The sequence below is a fragment of the Clostridia bacterium genome (assembly GCA_035561135.1).
Classification (GTDB): Bacteria; Acidobacteriota; Terriglobia; order Terriglobales; family Acidobacteriaceae; genus DATMYA01.
The window spans coordinates 58,706-74,646 of record DATMYA010000045.1 but is presented as its reverse complement, the minus strand read 5'-3'; the positions used below and the strand labels follow the sequence as shown (position 1 = coordinate 74,646).

Here is a 15,941-nt window from a genome sequence, read left to right as displayed (position 1 = left end):
TTATCAGGACCTCCGTTGCGGCCCAAGGATGCTTACGGACTGAAAAGCGCGGGACTGCAAATGAACTACGAATCCGCGAACAATTGATTGAACGTAATTCTGTGACACTGGTAACCTATCGTCAAGGTACTTAGGTAACCTGTGCTGGCGGTTCAGCGCCCCCTCTTGCACCGCACTGTGATCTTCGCTGCCCCGTGGGCTGGTGGCCTACACCTCCCTATGTCTCAGTTCTCGTACCGACACGGTGCCCCCATCTGGTAGCTTTCGGCATTACGCAACGGGAGGGGACGGAGTGGTTCAAATCAAATTGCGGTGGACCGCTGACAGGCGGGTGGGCCGAGTGCCGCGCTACCGATCGCTCCGGACTAGAAATGGAATAAGACCCACATCTGCCTGAAGTTGGCAGATGTGGGTCTTTGATTCGGGATTCCGCAGGCCTTCGCCGAACCCAGCATCATCTTTTTTGTTGTGAACGTTGCATTAGGAGTGCTCAATGAATTTTCAGCAAACTGTCGCTGACCGGAAAGGCTCTCGGGTTGCATTTCAAGGCGAGCACGGTGCATTCAGTGAGCAGGCAATTTCGCTGCTGTTTCCGTGCGAAGTTGCGACAGTTCCTTGCCACACCTTCGATGACTTGTTCGCGGCTGTGCCGCAGGATCGCGCTGAGTTCGCGCTTGTCCCGCTCGAGAACACTCTTGCCGGGAACATCCCGCGCTGTTACGAACTGCTCTACCAGAGTGAACTGACCATCCACGCCGAGGCGATCCTTCCCATCCACCACTGCATCATCGGATGTGAGGGCGCAACATTGGATCACCTCCGTGCCGTGCAGTCGCACCCCGTGGCACTCGACCAGTGCGAGAGCTTTTTCCGGACGCATCCCCACATTCAAAGGAAGGTAGCTGAAGATACGGCAGGAAGCGTGCGCGATGTGGTCGAACGCAACGACCCGGCGCTGGCTGCCATCGCCGGCGAACACGCCGCGCGGGTTTACGGCGGCTCAATCCTGCTGCGAAATGTGGAAGATTATCCGGAGAACCTCACGCGCTTCGGGCTGCTCGCGCCTGGGATGCTCGGCAGAGGAGGAGATAAGCGCTCGCTTGCGGTGAAGCTTAAGCACTATCCGGGCGGCCTCTATGCCGCCCTCGCTCCGTTCGCAAAACACCAGATCAATCTACTCAATATTATCTGTCGCCCGATTAAAGGTCGCCCCTGGGAGTACCTGTTCTTTATCGATCTGGCCGCCTCCGGCACCGACGATCGCATGGCCGAGGCGATGAGAGAGCTTGAAGGTGCAGTGGAGGAGATGAAGGTTCTGGGCGCGTACGCATCAGCGGGTACACCGGTCAGCACGTAAGCGGTTAACGATGCGAAACATCGTACGTTCGTTACGTTCGCTAGGACTTCTGGTTCGTAAACGCCACCAACTGTTCAAGCTTCTCCCGTGCAGCACCAGAGTCGAGCGATCTGGCAGCTTCGGGCACGGCCTCATGGATTGAATCGAAGCGACCAGCGGCCACCAACGCGGCAGCAGCGTTGAGGATGACCACGTCGCGACGTGCGGAGTGTGTACCACTCAGGATTTCTCGGATGATGTGCGCGTTCGTAATGGCGTCTCCGCCAACAATGTCGTCGAACGACGCTCGCCTCAGGCCGAAATCTTCCGGCGTTACTTCATACGTTCGCACGCGGCCGTTTCGAACCTCGGCGATCTTCGTTGGTGCCGAAATGGTGATTTCGTCGAGTCCGTCGCGTCCGTGGACGACCAAGGCGCGCCGCAGGCCGAGCATGCAAAGAGCTTCAGCAAGCTTCTCCACAAGTTCCTCGGAGTAAACTCCCACGACCTGGGCCGAAGCTTGCGCCGGATTCGTGAGCGGCCCGAGCAGGTTGAAGACCGTGCGCAGCCGCAGTTCGCGGCGAGCGGGTTGCACATACTTCATTGCCGAGTGCATCGCGGGCGCGAACAGAAATGCTATTCCGACCTGCTCCAGGCAGGCCGCTACACGCGCCGGCGGCAACGAGATGTTTACGCCGAGAGCTTCGACGACGTCTGCCGAACCGCATTTTGATGTCACGCTGCGGTTGCCGTGCTTAGCGACTCGAACGCCACAACCGGCGACCGTCAGCGCCGTTGCGGTCGAGATGTTGAATGTGCCGGACGCATCGCCGCCCGTGCCGCACGTATCGACCAGCGCATCGCGTTCCGTTCCGCTGACGTCGAGCGCCGAAGCCTGAGGCAGAGGCAGGGGTGTTGCAGCCCCGCGTATCGCCTCGGCGAAGCCCACGATTTCTTCTACCGTTTCGCCCTTCATGTGGAGCGCTACGAGCAGCGCGGCGATCTGCGCGTCGGTGGCCTCACCGCGCAAAACTTCTGACATGACCTGGCGCGATTCGTCGCGTGACAGCGATTGTCGATGGTTCGCAATCTTGTGAAGCGCCTCAATAATCATTGGAAACTACGTCTCTTGATCCCTATCGTACACCGCAGAGTTGCTACCGCATGAACGACTGGTTTACTCCGCGGTACTTTCAACAATATAATGGCCCGTTTCCATCGCACGGCAGGTTACTGAGCCGCTGAGCTACAAAGTTAGCCCCAGCACGCAGGAACTCAGTAGCTCCAGGGAATTCCCGTAAGCTCTACAACTTTGTGATCGAGAAAGGCCTAGCCCGGCAGGTGTTCCTGCCCGCAGCACTCAAAACAATTTATGAAAATTCACGAGTACCAGGCGAAAGCCATCCTGTCGAAATATGGAGTGGCAGTGCCGCGCGGCGAAATGGTGGAGTCGCGCGAAGCTGCTGAACGCGCCGCAAAAGACCTGATGCACAACGGCGCCAGAGGCGTAGTTGTCAAAGCGCAAATTCACGCTGGTGGCCGTGGCAAGGGCGGCGGCGTAAAGATTGCGAAAACGGTCGAAGAGGCCGGACAGTACGCCGAGAAGATTCTCGGAATGCAACTGGTCACGCACCAGACTGGTCCCGAGGGCAAGAAAGTTCAGCGCCTGCTCGTCGAAGAGACGCTGCCGATCGCGAGCGAGCTTTACCTCGGTATCGTGCTCGATCGTACCGTGTCGCGCCCTGTCTTCATGGCTTCCAAAGCCGGGGGCATGGAGATTGAAGAAGTCGCGGCGAAGGATCCCGGCGCGATCATCAAAGAGTACATCGATCCTGCTGTCGGCTTCCAGGCTTTCCAGGCACGCAAGATCGCCTTCAAGCTGGGATTAGAAGGGAAGCTAGCCGCCGCCGCTGCGCAATTCATGCAGGCTCTGTACAAGGCGTACGAGGACACGGATTCCTCGCTGTTTGAGATTAATCCCTTTATCACCACGACCGATGACCGCGTATTCGCCCTCGATGCCAAAGTGAACATCGACGACAACGCGCTCTTCCGCCACAAGGATATTCGCGAACTTCGCGATATCACCGAAGAAGATCCGCTCGAAGTGGAAGCCAGCAAGCACGGACTCAACTACATCAAGCTGGACGGTACCGTAGGATGCATGGTGAACGGCGCCGGCCTTGCCATGGCGACCATGGACATCATCAAGTTTGCCGGCGGCATGCCAGCAAACTTCCTGGATGTAGGAGGCGGTGCGAACGCCGAGCAGGTGACGCACGCGTTCGAAATCCTGCTGAGCGATAAGAACGTGAAGGCCGTGCTGATCAATATTTTTGGCGGCATCCTGCGCGTGGACACGCTGGCCAATGGCGTCGTTGAGGCAGCGAAAAAGACAAACATCCAGTTGCCCATCGTTTTGCGCCTGGAGGGCACGAACGTTGAGGCAGGCCGGGAAATTTTGAAGAAGAGCGGCTTGAACTTCATCGTCGCCGAAACCATGAAAGATGCGGCCGAAAAGGTTGTTGCCGCCGCTGCGGGCAAATAAGAGGAATCCATGAGCGTACTCGTAGATAAAAATACTCGACTGATCGTTCAAGGCCTCACTGGCCGCGAAGGCACATTCCACGCGAAGGCCAGCGCCGACTACGGAACTAAAGTTGTTGGCGGCGTTACGCCTGGCAAGGGCGGCACCACGCATGAGGGCTGGCCCATTTTCAACACCGTGCAGGAAGCCAAGGACAAAACCGGCGCCAATGCTACGGTCATCTTCGTTCCACCGCCGTTCGCGGCAGACGCCATCATGGAAGCCGTGGATGCCGAGATTCCGCTGGTCGTCTGCATCACGGAAGGCGTTCCGACGCGCGATATGTTAGCCGCATGGGAATACATGCAGGGCAAGAAATCGCGCCTGATCGGTCCCAACTGTCCCGGCATCATTTCACCCGGCAAGTGCAAGATCGGTATCATGCCCGCCAACATCCACAAGGAAGGCCACGTCGGCATCGTTTCGCGCTCTGGCACGCTAACGTACGAAGCCGTACATCAGCTTACACAACGCGGCATCGGCCAATCGACCGCCATCGGCATCGGCGGCGATCCAATCATCGGCACCAACTTCGTGGACGCACTCCAGTTGTTCAACGAAGATCCTGATACGGAAGCCATCATTATGATCGGCGAGATCGGCGGCAACGCCGAAGAGACGGCTGCTGAGTACGTGAAGGCTCATGTCAGGAAGCCGGTCGTGTCGTTCATTGCCGGACAGACTGCGCCTCCGGGACGCCGCATGGGACACGCAGGCGCCATCATCTCCGGCGGCAAGGGAACCGCCAGCGAGAAGATTAAAGCATTGGAAGCTGCGGGAATCGCCGTGGCAAAGTCTCCCGCTGAGATCGGCGAAACTCTCGTGCATGCCTTGGCTGCCAAAGCTGCACGATAAACACCCAGGCGGGCCGGCCATAGCGCTGGCCCGCATTCTTGTGTAACCCAAGTACAACAATTTTGATCAGAGCTGAACGGAGATAGATTTGAAGACTTTGCAACGCACACTCGCCATCGTAAAGCCCGACGCCGTCGCGAAGAACGCGACCGGCGACGTCATCCGCACTATCCAGGACAACGGTTTCCGAATTATCGGCATGAAGATGCTTCACATCAACAAGCACCAGGCAGAGGGTTTCTATGCCGTGCACGTTGGCAAGCCGTTCTACGATTCCCTGACGAACTTCATGTCAGAGGGACCGGTCGTGGTTTTGGCCCTGGAGAAGGACAATGCCATCGCCGACTGGCGCAATCTCATGGGCGCAACCAATCCGGCGAAAGCGGAAGAGGGCACGATTCGCAAGAAGTGGGCCGAGAGCATCGAGCGCAACACGGTCCATGGCTCCGATGCCGATGATACCGCGCGCTTCGAACTGAGCTACTTCTTCGCAGGATATGAACTGGCGAAGTGATGCTGCTGTGCGGAGCCATTGAGCTTCGCAGCCACCCCCAAGCGGAGCCGCAAAGCATTCGCAGCGCGGCCCGCAATTCTGGAGGCTCTGATGCCTAACGTTCAAATCACGATGCTGGAAGGGCGCACAACCGAGCAGAAGCGGAATGCCGCGAAGCGCATCACGCAAGTGCTGGTAGAAGAATGTGGCGCCCGCCTGGACGCCATCGTCGTCGCCTTCGTCGAAGTTCCAAGAGACAGCTACGCTTCGGGAGGCGTACTGATCTGCGACAAGCCGCCAAAATAGAAGTTAAATCTGCAACAAAGCCGCCCACATCGGGGCGGCTTTTTCGTGCATCTCCTCTGACTGACTACTGCGCAGCAAACGACTTCCAGAACGCCTGCGACCGAACTGAAATCTCTTCTTCGGTCAGATCTTCGATGTGAGACGAGATGCCCCAGACGTACCCGAACGGATCGATGACCTGCGCCATGCGATCGCCCCAGAACATGTCTGCAGGCGCCATCGTGGACTTTGCTCCTGCGCCGACTGCGCGCTGGTACCATCCGTCCACATCGGGTGCATAAATATGCAGTCCGCCGGTGGTGCCGCCCAGCGTCTGCGGAGACTGAACGGGCGACTGAGGAAACTCGTCGTTGATGAAGACCATGGAGTCGCCGATCTTCATTTCGGCATGAGCGATGGCTCCACCGGGTCCTTCCATCTTCATCACCAGCTCGGCATTAAATGCTTTCTTGTAAAACTCGATTGCGTTTGCCGCACCCTTGATCGTGAGTTGCGGTGTGATCGTGTGAAATCCTTGCGGAACCGGGATAGCCATACGACAACCTCAAGCGTGGAATTGCGCAGTACCGTGCGCGACCGCTGAAAATACTACAACAAAAACGCTTGGGTACGCCTGCTTCGGACAGGGTACCGAGAGCGAGCCTCACGATTGAGTACTTAAGGTGAAATACTAAAAGCCGCCCCCGGAGAGGCGGCTGAACAAATTGTTTTTTGCTGCAACGCAGAGCTAAAACACATCACGGCAATGTTTGGAATACTTCGCCGTTGATTCGTGTGCCCAGCGTGGGCAGCTCTGTTACGGCGTACTGCTGGAAGTGCTTTGAATCCCTGTGCGACTGCAGGGCGGCGTCGTTGTCATACTGTTCGTAAACCAGGAAATGGCGGGCGTCATCGCGGTGCTGGTGAACCACGTACATGCGGCACCCGGGTTCCTGTCGCGATGCAGCCGCAAGCTTGCCGAACACACGCACGACTTCCTCTTCTTTTCCCGGGTTCGCCATCCAGTTCACAACCAGTACCAGCATCGTCGGCCTCCTACTTGGTTTTACCCGCTGCCGCGCTGATGATTGCCGCCTCAAACTCCGGCACGAACATCGTCTGCTCGCGGTCTGGACCAGTCGAAACCATCCCGATCTGCGCACCCGATTCTTTCTGAAGGAACTTGAGATAGTCCTGGGCCTTCTTCGGCAGCTTGTCATGCTCGGTGATGCCCGCCGTCACTTCATTCCAGCCCGGAAAGTTTTCGTAGATTGGCTCGATTTTGTCGTAACCCTCTGCACGCGCGGGAATCTCGTCGGTTTTCTTGCCATTCACCCGGTAGGCCACGCAGACCGGGATTTCTTCGAGTTCGTCAAGGACGTCGAGCTTGGTCACGACCAGCCAGTTGGTTCCATTGATCATGTTGGAGTAGCGCAGAAGCGGCAGGTCCATCCATCCGCAACGCCGCGGGCGTCCGGTCACTGCGCCGTACTCGTTGCCCTTGGCGCGAATCTTGTCGCCCATCGCGTCGTTGATTTCCGTCGGGAAAGGTCCCTCGCCGACTCGCGTACAGTATGCCTTGGTTACGCCGATAACGTTCTGGATCGAGGTCGGTCCCACGCCCGTGCCGGTCACCGCTCCGCCGGAGGTTGCGCTGGAAGACGTCACGAACGGGTACGTGCCGTGGTCGATGTCCAGCATGGTGCCCTGCGCGCCCTCGAACATCACGGATTGCCCGTCGCGAATTGCGCGATTGAGCAGTGTGCAGGTGTCCGCAACAAATGGCGCGAGCTCGTCGGAGATGCGCGCGTAGTCCTCGTACATCTTGTCGGCGTCGATCGGTTCGCTGTTAAACAGCGCGTGAGCGATTGTGTTCTTTTCCATGCACGCATTCGCAATGTGCTTCTTGAGCAATTGCTTGTCGAGCAGGTCGGCTACACGCAATCCGCGCCGGCCCATCTTGTCTTCATAAGTGGGGCCAATGCCGCGGGAAGTGGTGCCGATCCTGACGCGTCCGGGAGCGCTTTCTGCGGCCAGTTCGATCATGCGATGGTAGGGCAGGATGACGTGTGCGCGCATGCTGACGAACAAGTTCGCTTTTGCGCCGCCTGTGCCCGGGCCGGAAACCTGAACTCCGGTCGCGCGCAATGAGTTGACTTCTTTCATGAACGCCATCGGGTCCAGCACAACGCCGTTGCCGATCACGGCGCGGCAGCCCTCGCGCAGAATGCCGCATGGAATCAGTTGCAGCACGAACTTCTTGCCGCCAATGGTGACGGTGTGTCCGGCGTTGTGGCCGCCGGCATAACGTGCCACGACCTGGAAATTGTCGGACAACACATCAACGATCTTGCCCTTACCCTCGTCGCCCCATTGGGCGCCGATCACCACCGCTGTCATACCTTTTTTCACACGAGACTCCACACACAACAGCGTTCTCGCTGCCGGATTCGCACACAGAAGACCCGCTTAGTTGCTTCGAGCAGGTAGAGATAAAAGGGAAGTTTCCTGGACGGCTGTGTACATGCGATTTTACCGTGAGTGGCACATGCACGGCAAACCGAATGCGCCGGAATCAGACGCTACGCTTCATAAATGCCTTGGTGCTCGAAATCCCTGGCGCGAGCGAGTGCCTGCTCGATGCTGAAGCATATGTTCTTGCGTCCGATTTTTTCCGCGAATTCCGCCTTCCGCATAAGCGCCGCCGGCTGCTGCCGCGCGCCACACAGGATCAGCACGCGCCCCGATGCGTGCAGGCGGTCGGCTAGTTCTGCGATCTCGTGCAGGCCCGTGGCATCCAGCGCTGTCATATTGCGAAGGCGCAGGATGACCACGTGCGGCAGGTCCGGAATGCTGTCGCTTACTATCGCCAGCTTTTCCGTCGCGCCGAAGAGGAATGGCCCGTGGATGCGGAAAATGCTGACGTGCGCGGGGATATCTTTGTCCTGAAGAATGTGCGGCCGGGCATTCTCTACGTACTCCTCGGTGACTTCTGTCACCGTGGTCGTTTCCGTCACTTTGCGGATGAACAGCAGCGCGGCCAGGATCATGCCGAACTCGACAGCAACCGTTAGGTCAGCAACCACGGTCAAACCGAAGGTGACCACCCATACGGCGATATCGTAGCGCGAGAGTTTGAGCAGCTTTGCGGTTTCGCCCCACTCACCCATGTTGTAGGCGACCACCAGCAGAATTGCTGCAAGCACCGCGAGCGGGATGAACCGTGCCAGCGGTGCGGCAAAGAGCAGGATCAAAACGAGGGTCAGCGCATGAACGATGCCGGCCACAGGCGTACGCGCCCCGGAGCGGACGTTCGTGGCCGTGCGGGCAATCGCGCCCGTCGCAGGCAAGCCTCCGAAAATGGGGGAGGCAATATTCGCAATGCCTTGCGCCATCAATTCCACATTCGGATTATGGCGATCGCCACTCATTCGGTCCGCGACCACGGCTGACATCAGCGACTCGATCGCGCCCAGCATAGCAATCGTCACAGCCGGCGAGATGAGCGTCAGCATCAGGTCGGGCCGGAACTGCGGGACTTTCAAGTGCGGCATGCCGGAAGGTATCCCTCCGAAACGCGAGCCAATCGTCTCCACCGGGAGGCGAAATACAACGACCGCAGCGGTGCCGAGCACCAGCACAACGATGTATCCGGGGACGCGCTTCATGAACCTGGAGCACAGCAGAATGATGGCCACTGCCGAAATCGCAAGCACGGTGGCTTGCCACGATGCCGTAGAGCCCTGCAACGCAAGTTCGCGAATACGCTTGATGAATTCGCTAGGAACGTGCTCGACCTGCAGGCCGAAGAAGTCCTTGATCTGCGTGCTCGCGATGAGCACCGCAATGCCGTTGGTGAATCCGAGCACGACCGGACGCGGGATGAATTTTACGGCCGAGCCCAGCCCGGTCACTCCCATCGCCAGCAGCAAAACGCCGGCCATCATGGTGCACATGAACAGGCCATCGACACCGTGGCGCGCCACGATTGCAGCGATTACCACGACGAAAGCGCCGGTCGGGCCACCGATCTGTACGCGCGAGCCACCGAACGCCGAGATGATAAACCCGGTGACCACCGCGCAATAGATGCCCGACTGCGGCGAGAGTCCCGACGCGATAGCGAAAGCCATCGCCAGTGGCAACGCGACCATTCCTACGGTTACGCCCGCAAGTAGGTCAGCGAAGAAGTCTTTTCGAGAATAGTTAGAGAGACAGAGCAGCGATTTGGGAAGCCAAGATTCCATAGTCTTAAGCGGGAACTCTGGATGATCTTACCCTTCCAACCTCAACTGTGTATGTGAGGTGATCCCTTTAGATCGTTCGCAGTGCACTCAATGGTCTTGCGTCTGTCGGCCACGACCATGCGCGCGCTGCGTTAAACTGGCAGAAATGCCAGAACTGCCCGAAGTGGAGACCATCGCGAACGGTTTGCAGAAGCGCGTGGCTGGTGACGTCATCGAGTCTGTCTGGTTAAGCGGGCGCGCGCAGGTGTTGAAGTCTCCCGCGCAGGAAATTGCCGCCATGCTGGAAGGCGCGCGTATCCGCCTCGTTCGGCGGGTGGGCAAGCACATTGCAATCGACCTCGCCGAATCCGAGCCGCACAGCGGAGAGTATCTACTTCGCGGGCAGTGGATCGTGCACCTGGGAATGACCGGGCGCATAATCATCGCAGAGCCCCAGGCCGAACTCGTAAAGCACACGCACCTCATCGCCACGCTCGCCTCCGGCAAAGAGTTGCGTTATGTCGATCCTCGCATGTTTGGAAAGTTGCAGGTTGTGGCTGCCGGAGGATTCGAGGCTCCTGGAGCTGAGCCCATCGGTGCCGACCGTGAAGAATTCCGGCGCTTGTTCCATCGACGCAAGACGCCCATCAAGTCCGCCCTGCTCAACCAGAAGCTACTGAGCGGAATCGGCAATATCTATGCGGACGAGTCGCTCTTCCGGGCTGGCATCCGCCCTCGCCGCCGCGCCGCCTCGCTCACCCGGGCAGATCTGCTCCGCTTGTACGACGCCATCCAGCAGGTCCTCGCAGAGGCGATCGCCGCCGGGGGTTCCTCCATCTCCGACTACGTCGACGCGACCGGAGATGCCGGCTCCTTCCAGTTTCAGCACCGTGTCTATCAGCGGGAGAACAAGCCTTGCCTTGTCTGCGGCACCCCTATTAAGCGCTTCGTCATCGCCGGGCGAAGCAGTCACTACTGTCCTCGCTGCCAGCGATAGCTTCGAATACCAGCAGCAACTCCCTAATCTGCTTGCGCATCCCATCGCCGGGTACGTTCTTCGCTTCGCAACCCGATCGGTTGCTCGTCTTTGCCCCGGAGGTGTGTAGTGAACTCAGATCATCCTTTCAGCCAGGCTTCGAATCCGGAAGATGAACTGTCGCGCCTTCGCGAATCCGTCAGCACATACCTGGAGGCATCGCCGGAGCCGAAAGCAAGGGTTCCGATCACCATCTGGACGCTGATATTCATCTGTGCAATCGGTGTCGCTGCCACTGGATATTTGCTCGTCCGGCGGATGGACGTTAAAGCCCTGGTGCAAACCGTGGGGAAAATGAGCGGTACGTTCAATTCCGCCTCTGCCGAAGAACAAGACGAGCAAAAGGCCGAGAAGAAAGATGTCCCGACCAGGCACAAATCGCGCGGTCGCGCGCCTTCGCAGCGCACGCAACCAGCTGCACTCGCTGCCTCCTACAACGTCGAAATTGTAGATGGCCATGCGCTCTCGGAGACCCCGTTCGTCGCCAGCGCCATGGATTCAAGTGGACGCAAGATCCCGCTGAAGCCCAGCCAGGTGCCGGCGATCATCATCCCGCACGCTTTGCCGGACGCACCGCTGCGATTCGGTTATGCATCGCCATCTGCCCCGCATCCCCAGGTCGTGAAATCGTTGTCGCTGGATGAGTATCGCAACCTGCGCGGTGCGGTCGTACTGGAGGCAACGATAGGCACGAATGGCGCCGCGGAGGAGCTGGCAATACTGCGAGGTCCGGCAGAGCTGTTTGAGCCTGCGATCAAAATTGTGAAGTCGCAACGTTATGATCCGCCGGTCCGCAGGAACGCATCCCGAGTAACGACGCTCACCGTCACATTCAGTCCAGAAACCGATTAATTGTCATCGGAAATTGAATGTTTCTCCTTGGCGCAACTAGAATCTTCCTATGCGTTCATTTGCGATAGGTGTCGATCTGGGCGGTACAAATCTGCGCATTGCAGCCGTGGATGAGCAGGGTACGCTCCTAGAAAAACTCACGACCGGAACACAGGTGGCCAAAGGACGCGACCACGTCATCGGTGACATGACGGATGCGATCACTCAAGTTTCGGAAAAACTCAGAGGAACAGCCGAGTTGGCTGGAATCGGAATCGGGGTGCCGGGAATCATCGACATGAGCACCGGCATGTTGCGTGAATCTCCAAACCTGCCGGGCTGGAGCGACTACCCCGTTCATAGCGAAATCGAGCGTAGATTGGGCACGCAGGTCTTCTTGGAGAATGACGCGAATGCAGCGGCTCTTGGCGAGCAGTGGCTTGGCGCAGCGCGCGACTTCGGAAGCATGTGCATGTTGACCCTGGGTACGGGCGTGGGCGGCGGCATCGTGCTCGATGGCATGATCTGGCACGGAATGAACGGTATGGCCGGCGAACTTGGGCACATCACCGTGCAGCCCGATGGGCGGCAGTGCGGTTGCGGTAACCTCGGCTGCGTGGAGCAATATGCTTCTGCCACCGCCATCGTACGAATGGCGCGCGAGGCCATAGCCGCCGGTACGGCTCCTGAGTTGGCGCACGCCACCGAAAGTGAAGACAAGATATTAGACGCTCGCAGGGTGTACCAGATGGCGATCCAGGGAGACCGTCCAGCACAGGAGATTTTCCACCGTGTTGGACAAGCGCTCGGAATCGTCATCGCTGATTTTGTGAACGCGCTCAACCTGCCGATGTTTGTTGTTGGCGGAGGCGTGTCCTCGGCATGGGACGCCTTCGCGCCAAAGATGATGGAGGAGGTGCGCCGGCGCTCGTTTGTTTACGCCGCGACCGCGCCCGACCTGGCGGAGGCTGCTGGATTCCCCGACCGGAAAACGACCGTCATCACGCGAGCGTTGCTGGGCAGCGATGCCGGACTATTCGGTGCGGCGCGCATCCCTCTGCTACCCGCTGAGCGAGCCCGGCACCTGCATCGGCGCACTGTTTAGACCGAAAACAAAAAGGCCGCGATCTGCTCGCGGCCTTCCATACGGCAAACGCAGAAGCTATTGGTTGACTACAGCGCCTGCCGTGACTTTCTTAAGTGCCTTTACGAATTTCTCATTCTCTTCCGGAGTGCCAACCGTCACACGAATCGCGGTGCGAGCGCCCCAAGGACCGCTGAGGGGGCGAACAATGACGCCTTCCTCTTGCAAGCGCCTCGTAAGTGCCGCCGAGTCCTCGCCCATGTCGCAGTAGATGAAGTTGGCCCAGCTCTCGACCGGTTTGTATCCCATGCCTTCGAACTTCGCCATCAACCACTTCTGGCCCGCAGCATTGTTGTCCAACGCCTTTTGAAGGTGCGCTTCGTCGTTGAGCGCCGCCATTGCCCCCGCTTCACCAACCGAGGAAATCATGAACGCCGTGCGCACGCGCGCGAAGTACCCCATCAGTTCCGCAGGCCCAAAGCCATAGGCAACGCGAACGCCTGCAAGCCCATGAGCTTTTGAGAACGTACGCAGCACCACTACATTTCGCTCCTCGCGCACATAGTCGAGGGCATGGGAGTAGTCAACCCCGCGCTGCCGTGCGAAGTATTGCGCAAAATCGTAATAAGCTTCGTCCAGCACGACAATGACGTGATCAGGCACGCGTGCAATGAAGCGGTCGACGTCGCCGGCCGGGACCATTGTCCCGGTAGGATTATTCGGATTAGGAAAGAAGATGACGCGGGTGTTGCTGTCGATCGCCTCTGCAATTGCATCCAGATCGAACGTGTCGTTCTTCATGGGAACTTGGCGGAACTCGCCGCCAGCACCCCGCGTTACGATCGGATACACGATGAACGAGCGCTCACTGGAGATGGCGTTCAGCCCCGGACCGAGCAGCGTACGAGCGATAATATCGAGGAACGCCGTGGACCCGGCAGTAATCAGAACTTGCTCGGGCTTCAAGCCGTTCAGCTCCGACAGGCGCGCCTTCAGCTCTGCGGCGTCGTTGTCAGGATAGAGATGAATGCCCTCGGCGGCCGCTTTCATCGCCTGTACCGCCAACGGCGAAGGGCCGTACGGGTTCTCGTTCGAGGCTAGCTTGATGCACTTGATGCCGCTCTCGGCTTCAGCCTGCTTAAGCGGTTTGCCGGGCGCGTATCCACCCAACGCCTTGATGCGTTCCGGCACGAGTTCTTCGAATTTGCTCATCGATCCCTCTTCGGAAATTTCTTCTTAGATCCACCGAAACCGCCGGGTCGTCCGCCGGGTTTAGGGCTGCGACTTTTGCTGCTGCCAAACTCGCCAGATTTCGGTCTACCACCGAACCCGCCGGTCTTACGCTTGCTGCCGAACCCGCCGGTTGTGGATCTACCACCGAAACCACCGGTCCGGGGTTCACGACTCTCGCCGCCTTCAGCGCCAGTCTTCGTTCTTCCACCGAAGCCACCGCTCTTTGCTCTGCCAAAGCTTCCCGTCTTCGGCCTTCTCCCGAAGCTGCCTGTTTTTGGACGACCACCGAAGCCGCCTGGCTTAGGTCCGCGATTCTCGCCGCCAAACCCGCCCTCAGCGGGGTCACGGCTCGGACGCGCACCGAATCCACCCGACTTCGATTTAGTCGACGGTCGACCCGGACGATCACCAATTCCGCCAGCTCTTGGGCCGCTGCTCTCGCGATCACCGAAACCGCCGCTCTTGAATCCACCCGGCCCACGGCTCGGACGAGCCGCGAAGCCTTCCGGTTTCGGCCCACGACTCGGACGATCACCGAAACTACCCGTCTTTGACCGACGATCATCAGGCCGACGATTTCCGCCGCCAAAGCCACTGCTCTTGAACCCGCCTGGCTTGGGGCCACGACTCGGACGATCACCGAACCCGCCAGTCTTGGGACGGTCCGGACGATCATTAAAGCTTGTACTTCTTGGTCTGCTCGGTCGCTCGCCAAACCCTGCACTCGGCCTGTTCGGGCGATCAACGGAGCCTGCCATGTTTGGTCCACGGCTCTCGCGGAAACCGAAGCCGCCGGGCTTCGACTTGAACCCGCCAGATTTGAACCCTCCAGATTTGAACCCGGCCGACTTGAATCCACCTGTACTGGGACGGCGCTCGCGGTCATTGCGCCCCGTCGGACGCTCTGTACGGCGCGGTCGTTCGGTCGGCACTTCAGGCTGCACTTTACCTTCGCTGTCGAAGTGGCGAATGCCGGATTCTCTCGGTTCGCGCTCGGTTCGCGCTGGACGCCCGCGTTGAGGGCCGCGACTGCTCGGCCTTCCCTCGCGTCTGCCGGGACGCTCTCGCGCAGGGCCGCGGGGCGCTTCCGTACGTCCTTGTTCAGGAACGCGAGTTTCAGGTGCACGAGATTCTGCATTGCGAGGTTCGCTGCGGCGTGGCCGCGAGGGAGCCAGGCTCACCGGCTTGCCAATCGAGCTCTTCAAACGGACCACTTCCACCGGCGACAAGATGCGGAACTCGCCCGGCTCCACGTCCAGCTCAAGGGTTCCGTAGCGCACTCGTTTGATCTTCTCGACGTGGTGGCCAATCTGCTCGAACATACGGCGGATCTGGCGATTGCGGCCTTCGAGCAAAGTCACTTCGTACCAGGGATTTTCCTGTGCCTTGGCCAGTTCGATCCGGGCAGGCTGCGTCTTCACGGTCTCCGAACGACGCTTCATGCCCGGCAGCGTCCCGCCGAAAGTTCCGGCGCGAGAGGGCTCGGGAGGCAGCACAATGCCCGCGCGCAGCTTGTCGATGTCTTCTTCTTTGGGTTCGCCGCTCACCTTGACCATGTAGGTCTTGGGAACGTGCGATGAGGCCTTCGTGAGGCGCTGCATCAAGTCGCCATCGTTGGTCAGTAGCAGCAGACCTTCGCTCAGGAAGTCGAGGCGTCCAACAGGGAAGACTCGCTCAGGGATGGCGCGCACGAACTCCATGACCGTGGGACGGCCTTCGGGATCGGTGACCGTAGTCACGTACCCTTTTGGCTTGTTGAGCAGGATGTAAACCGGGCGCTCGGCATCCTTCAGAGGCTTGTCATCGACGCGTATGTGGTCGCTGTCGGGATCGGCCTTGCTGCCAAGTTCGGTGACGGTTGTTCCGTTAACGGTGATGCGGCCGGCGGTAATGAGCTCTTCTGCCTTGCGGCGAGATGCCACGCCAGCGGCCGCAAGGATCTTTTGCAATCGTTCGAGAGCCATGCAACTTCCAT

At 59.1% G+C, this 15,941-nt stretch carries 15 protein-coding genes; 8 read left to right on the top strand and 7 right to left on the bottom strand.

The window, feature by feature from the left end:
* Nucleotides 1-493: 493 nt before the first annotated feature.
* Entirely contained in the window at nt 494-1,357 is an 864-nt protein-coding gene (locus tag VN622_08790) for a prephenate dehydratase (GenBank protein ID HWR35948.1), read from the top strand.
* Nucleotides 1,358-1,397: 40 nt separating this feature from the next.
* Here VN622_08790 and trpD read toward each other — a convergent pair whose 3' ends face one another.
* Nucleotides 1,398-2,450, bottom strand: coding sequence for an anthranilate phosphoribosyltransferase (gene trpD / locus VN622_08785; GenBank protein HWR35947.1), 1,053 nt, complete (start codon nt 2,448-2,450; stop codon nt 1,398-1,400).
* Nucleotides 2,451-2,708: 258 nt separating this feature from the next.
* On the opposite strand from trpD, the gene sucC reads away from it, so the two are divergent.
* The 4 genes from sucC (at nt 2,709) to VN622_08765 (ending at nt 5,577) form a co-directional block, all read left to right on the top strand.
* Nucleotides 2,709-3,884 carry an ADP-forming succinate--CoA ligase subunit beta gene (sucC, locus tag VN622_08780; protein ID HWR35946.1) on the top strand — a complete coding sequence of 392 codons (1,176 nt, stop codon included), beginning with the start codon at nt 2,709-2,711 and terminating at the stop codon, nt 3,882-3,884.
* Nucleotides 3,885-3,893: 9 nt separating this feature from the next.
* A complete protein-coding gene (gene sucD / locus VN622_08775) occupies nt 3,894-4,778 on the top strand; it encodes a succinate--CoA ligase subunit alpha (GenBank protein ID HWR35945.1) in 885 nt (294 codons plus the stop codon).
* Nucleotides 4,779-4,866: 88 nt separating this feature from the next.
* Complete coding sequence (gene ndk, locus VN622_08770) at nt 4,867-5,292, top strand: nucleoside-diphosphate kinase (protein HWR35944.1); 426 nt, start codon at nt 4,867-4,869, stop codon at nt 5,290-5,292.
* A 90-nt stretch (nt 5,293-5,382) separates the two neighbouring features.
* Nucleotides 5,383-5,577, top strand: a complete 195-nt coding sequence (locus VN622_08765) for a 2-hydroxymuconate tautomerase (GenBank protein HWR35943.1) — start codon at nt 5,383-5,385, stop codon at nt 5,575-5,577.
* A 64-nt stretch (nt 5,578-5,641) separates the two neighbouring features.
* Here the strand turns inward: VN622_08765 and VN622_08760 are convergent, their stop codons facing one another.
* The 4 genes from VN622_08760 to VN622_08745 all read right to left on the bottom strand — a co-directional run bounded on the left by VN622_08760 (nt 5,642) and on the right by VN622_08745 (nt 9,803).
* Entirely contained in the window at nt 5,642-6,112 is a 471-nt protein-coding gene (locus VN622_08760) for a VOC family protein (GenBank protein ID HWR35942.1), read from the bottom strand.
* Between the two features lie 202 nt (nt 6,113-6,314).
* On the bottom strand, nt 6,315-6,602 hold the full coding sequence (locus VN622_08755) for a putative quinol monooxygenase (GenBank protein ID HWR35941.1): 288 nt from the start codon (nt 6,600-6,602) through the stop codon (nt 6,315-6,317).
* A gap of 10 nt (nt 6,603-6,612) precedes the next feature.
* On the bottom strand, nt 6,613-7,956 hold the full coding sequence (locus VN622_08750) for an adenylosuccinate synthase (GenBank protein ID HWR35940.1): 1,344 nt from the start codon (nt 7,954-7,956) through the stop codon (nt 6,613-6,615).
* A 182-nt stretch (nt 7,957-8,138) separates the two neighbouring features.
* Nucleotides 8,139-9,803 (bottom strand): SulP family inorganic anion transporter, encoded by a 1,665-nt coding sequence (locus VN622_08745; protein ID HWR35939.1) that lies wholly within the window; start codon nt 9,801-9,803, stop codon nt 8,139-8,141.
* Nucleotides 9,804-9,948: 145 nt separating this feature from the next.
* Between VN622_08745 and mutM the strand changes: the two genes are divergently transcribed.
* From mutM to VN622_08730, 3 genes are all read left to right on the top strand, one after another.
* On the top strand, nt 9,949-10,779 hold the full coding sequence (gene mutM, locus VN622_08740) for a bifunctional DNA-formamidopyrimidine glycosylase/DNA-(apurinic or apyrimidinic site) lyase (protein HWR35938.1): 831 nt from the start codon (nt 9,949-9,951) through the stop codon (nt 10,777-10,779).
* A gap of 108 nt (nt 10,780-10,887) precedes the next feature.
* Nucleotides 10,888-11,670 (top strand): energy transducer TonB, encoded by a 783-nt coding sequence (locus VN622_08735; GenBank protein ID HWR35937.1) that lies wholly within the window; start codon nt 10,888-10,890, stop codon nt 11,668-11,670.
* A 49-nt stretch (nt 11,671-11,719) separates the two neighbouring features.
* Nucleotides 11,720-12,754: an ROK family protein gene (locus VN622_08730; protein HWR35936.1), complete on the top strand. Its 1,035-nt coding sequence runs from the start codon at nt 11,720-11,722 to the stop codon at nt 12,752-12,754.
* 57 nt (nt 12,755-12,811) lie between these two features.
* Here the strand turns inward: VN622_08730 and hisC are convergent, their stop codons facing one another.
* Nucleotides 12,812-13,945, bottom strand: a complete 1,134-nt coding sequence (gene hisC, locus VN622_08725) for a histidinol-phosphate transaminase (protein HWR35935.1) — start codon at nt 13,943-13,945, stop codon at nt 12,812-12,814.
* Nucleotides 13,942-15,930, bottom strand: coding sequence for a pseudouridine synthase (locus VN622_08720; protein ID HWR35934.1), 1,989 nt, complete (start codon nt 15,928-15,930; stop codon nt 13,942-13,944). Before VN622_08720 ends, hisC begins: the two co-directional genes overlap by 4 nt.
* Nucleotides 15,931-15,941: the final 11 nt, after the last annotated feature.

Bases quoted from the DNA above. Each gene is read 5' to 3' on its own strand.
- VN622_08790 (HWR35948.1), top strand. From the start codon at position 494: ATGAATTTTCAGCAAACTGTCGCTGACCGGAAAGGCTCTCGGGTTGCA.
- trpD (HWR35947.1), bottom strand. From the start codon at position 2,450: ATGATTATTGAGGCGCTTCACAAGATTGCGAACCATCGACAATCGCTG.
- sucC (HWR35946.1), top strand. From the start codon at position 2,709: ATGAAAATTCACGAGTACCAGGCGAAAGCCATCCTGTCGAAATATGGA.
- sucD (HWR35945.1), top strand. From the start codon at position 3,894: ATGAGCGTACTCGTAGATAAAAATACTCGACTGATCGTTCAAGGCCTC.
- VN622_08765 (HWR35943.1), top strand. From the start codon at position 5,383: ATGCCTAACGTTCAAATCACGATGCTGGAAGGGCGCACAACCGAGCAG.
- VN622_08760 (HWR35942.1), bottom strand. From the start codon at position 6,112: ATGGCTATCCCGGTTCCGCAAGGATTTCACACGATCACACCGCAACTC.
- VN622_08755 (HWR35941.1), bottom strand. From the start codon at position 6,602: ATGCTGGTACTGGTTGTGAACTGGATGGCGAACCCGGGAAAAGAAGAG.
- VN622_08750 (HWR35940.1), bottom strand. From the start codon at position 7,956: ATGACAGCGGTGGTGATCGGCGCCCAATGGGGCGACGAGGGTAAGGGC.
- VN622_08745 (HWR35939.1), bottom strand. From the start codon at position 9,803: ATGGAATCTTGGCTTCCCAAATCGCTGCTCTGTCTCTCTAACTATTCT.
- mutM (HWR35938.1), top strand. From the start codon at position 9,949: ATGCCAGAACTGCCCGAAGTGGAGACCATCGCGAACGGTTTGCAGAAG.
- VN622_08730 (HWR35936.1), top strand. From the start codon at position 11,720: ATGCGTTCATTTGCGATAGGTGTCGATCTGGGCGGTACAAATCTGCGC.
- hisC (HWR35935.1), bottom strand. From the start codon at position 13,945: ATGAGCAAATTCGAAGAACTCGTGCCGGAACGCATCAAGGCGTTGGGT.
- VN622_08720 (HWR35934.1), bottom strand. From the start codon at position 15,930: ATGGCTCTCGAACGATTGCAAAAGATCCTTGCGGCCGCTGGCGTGGCA.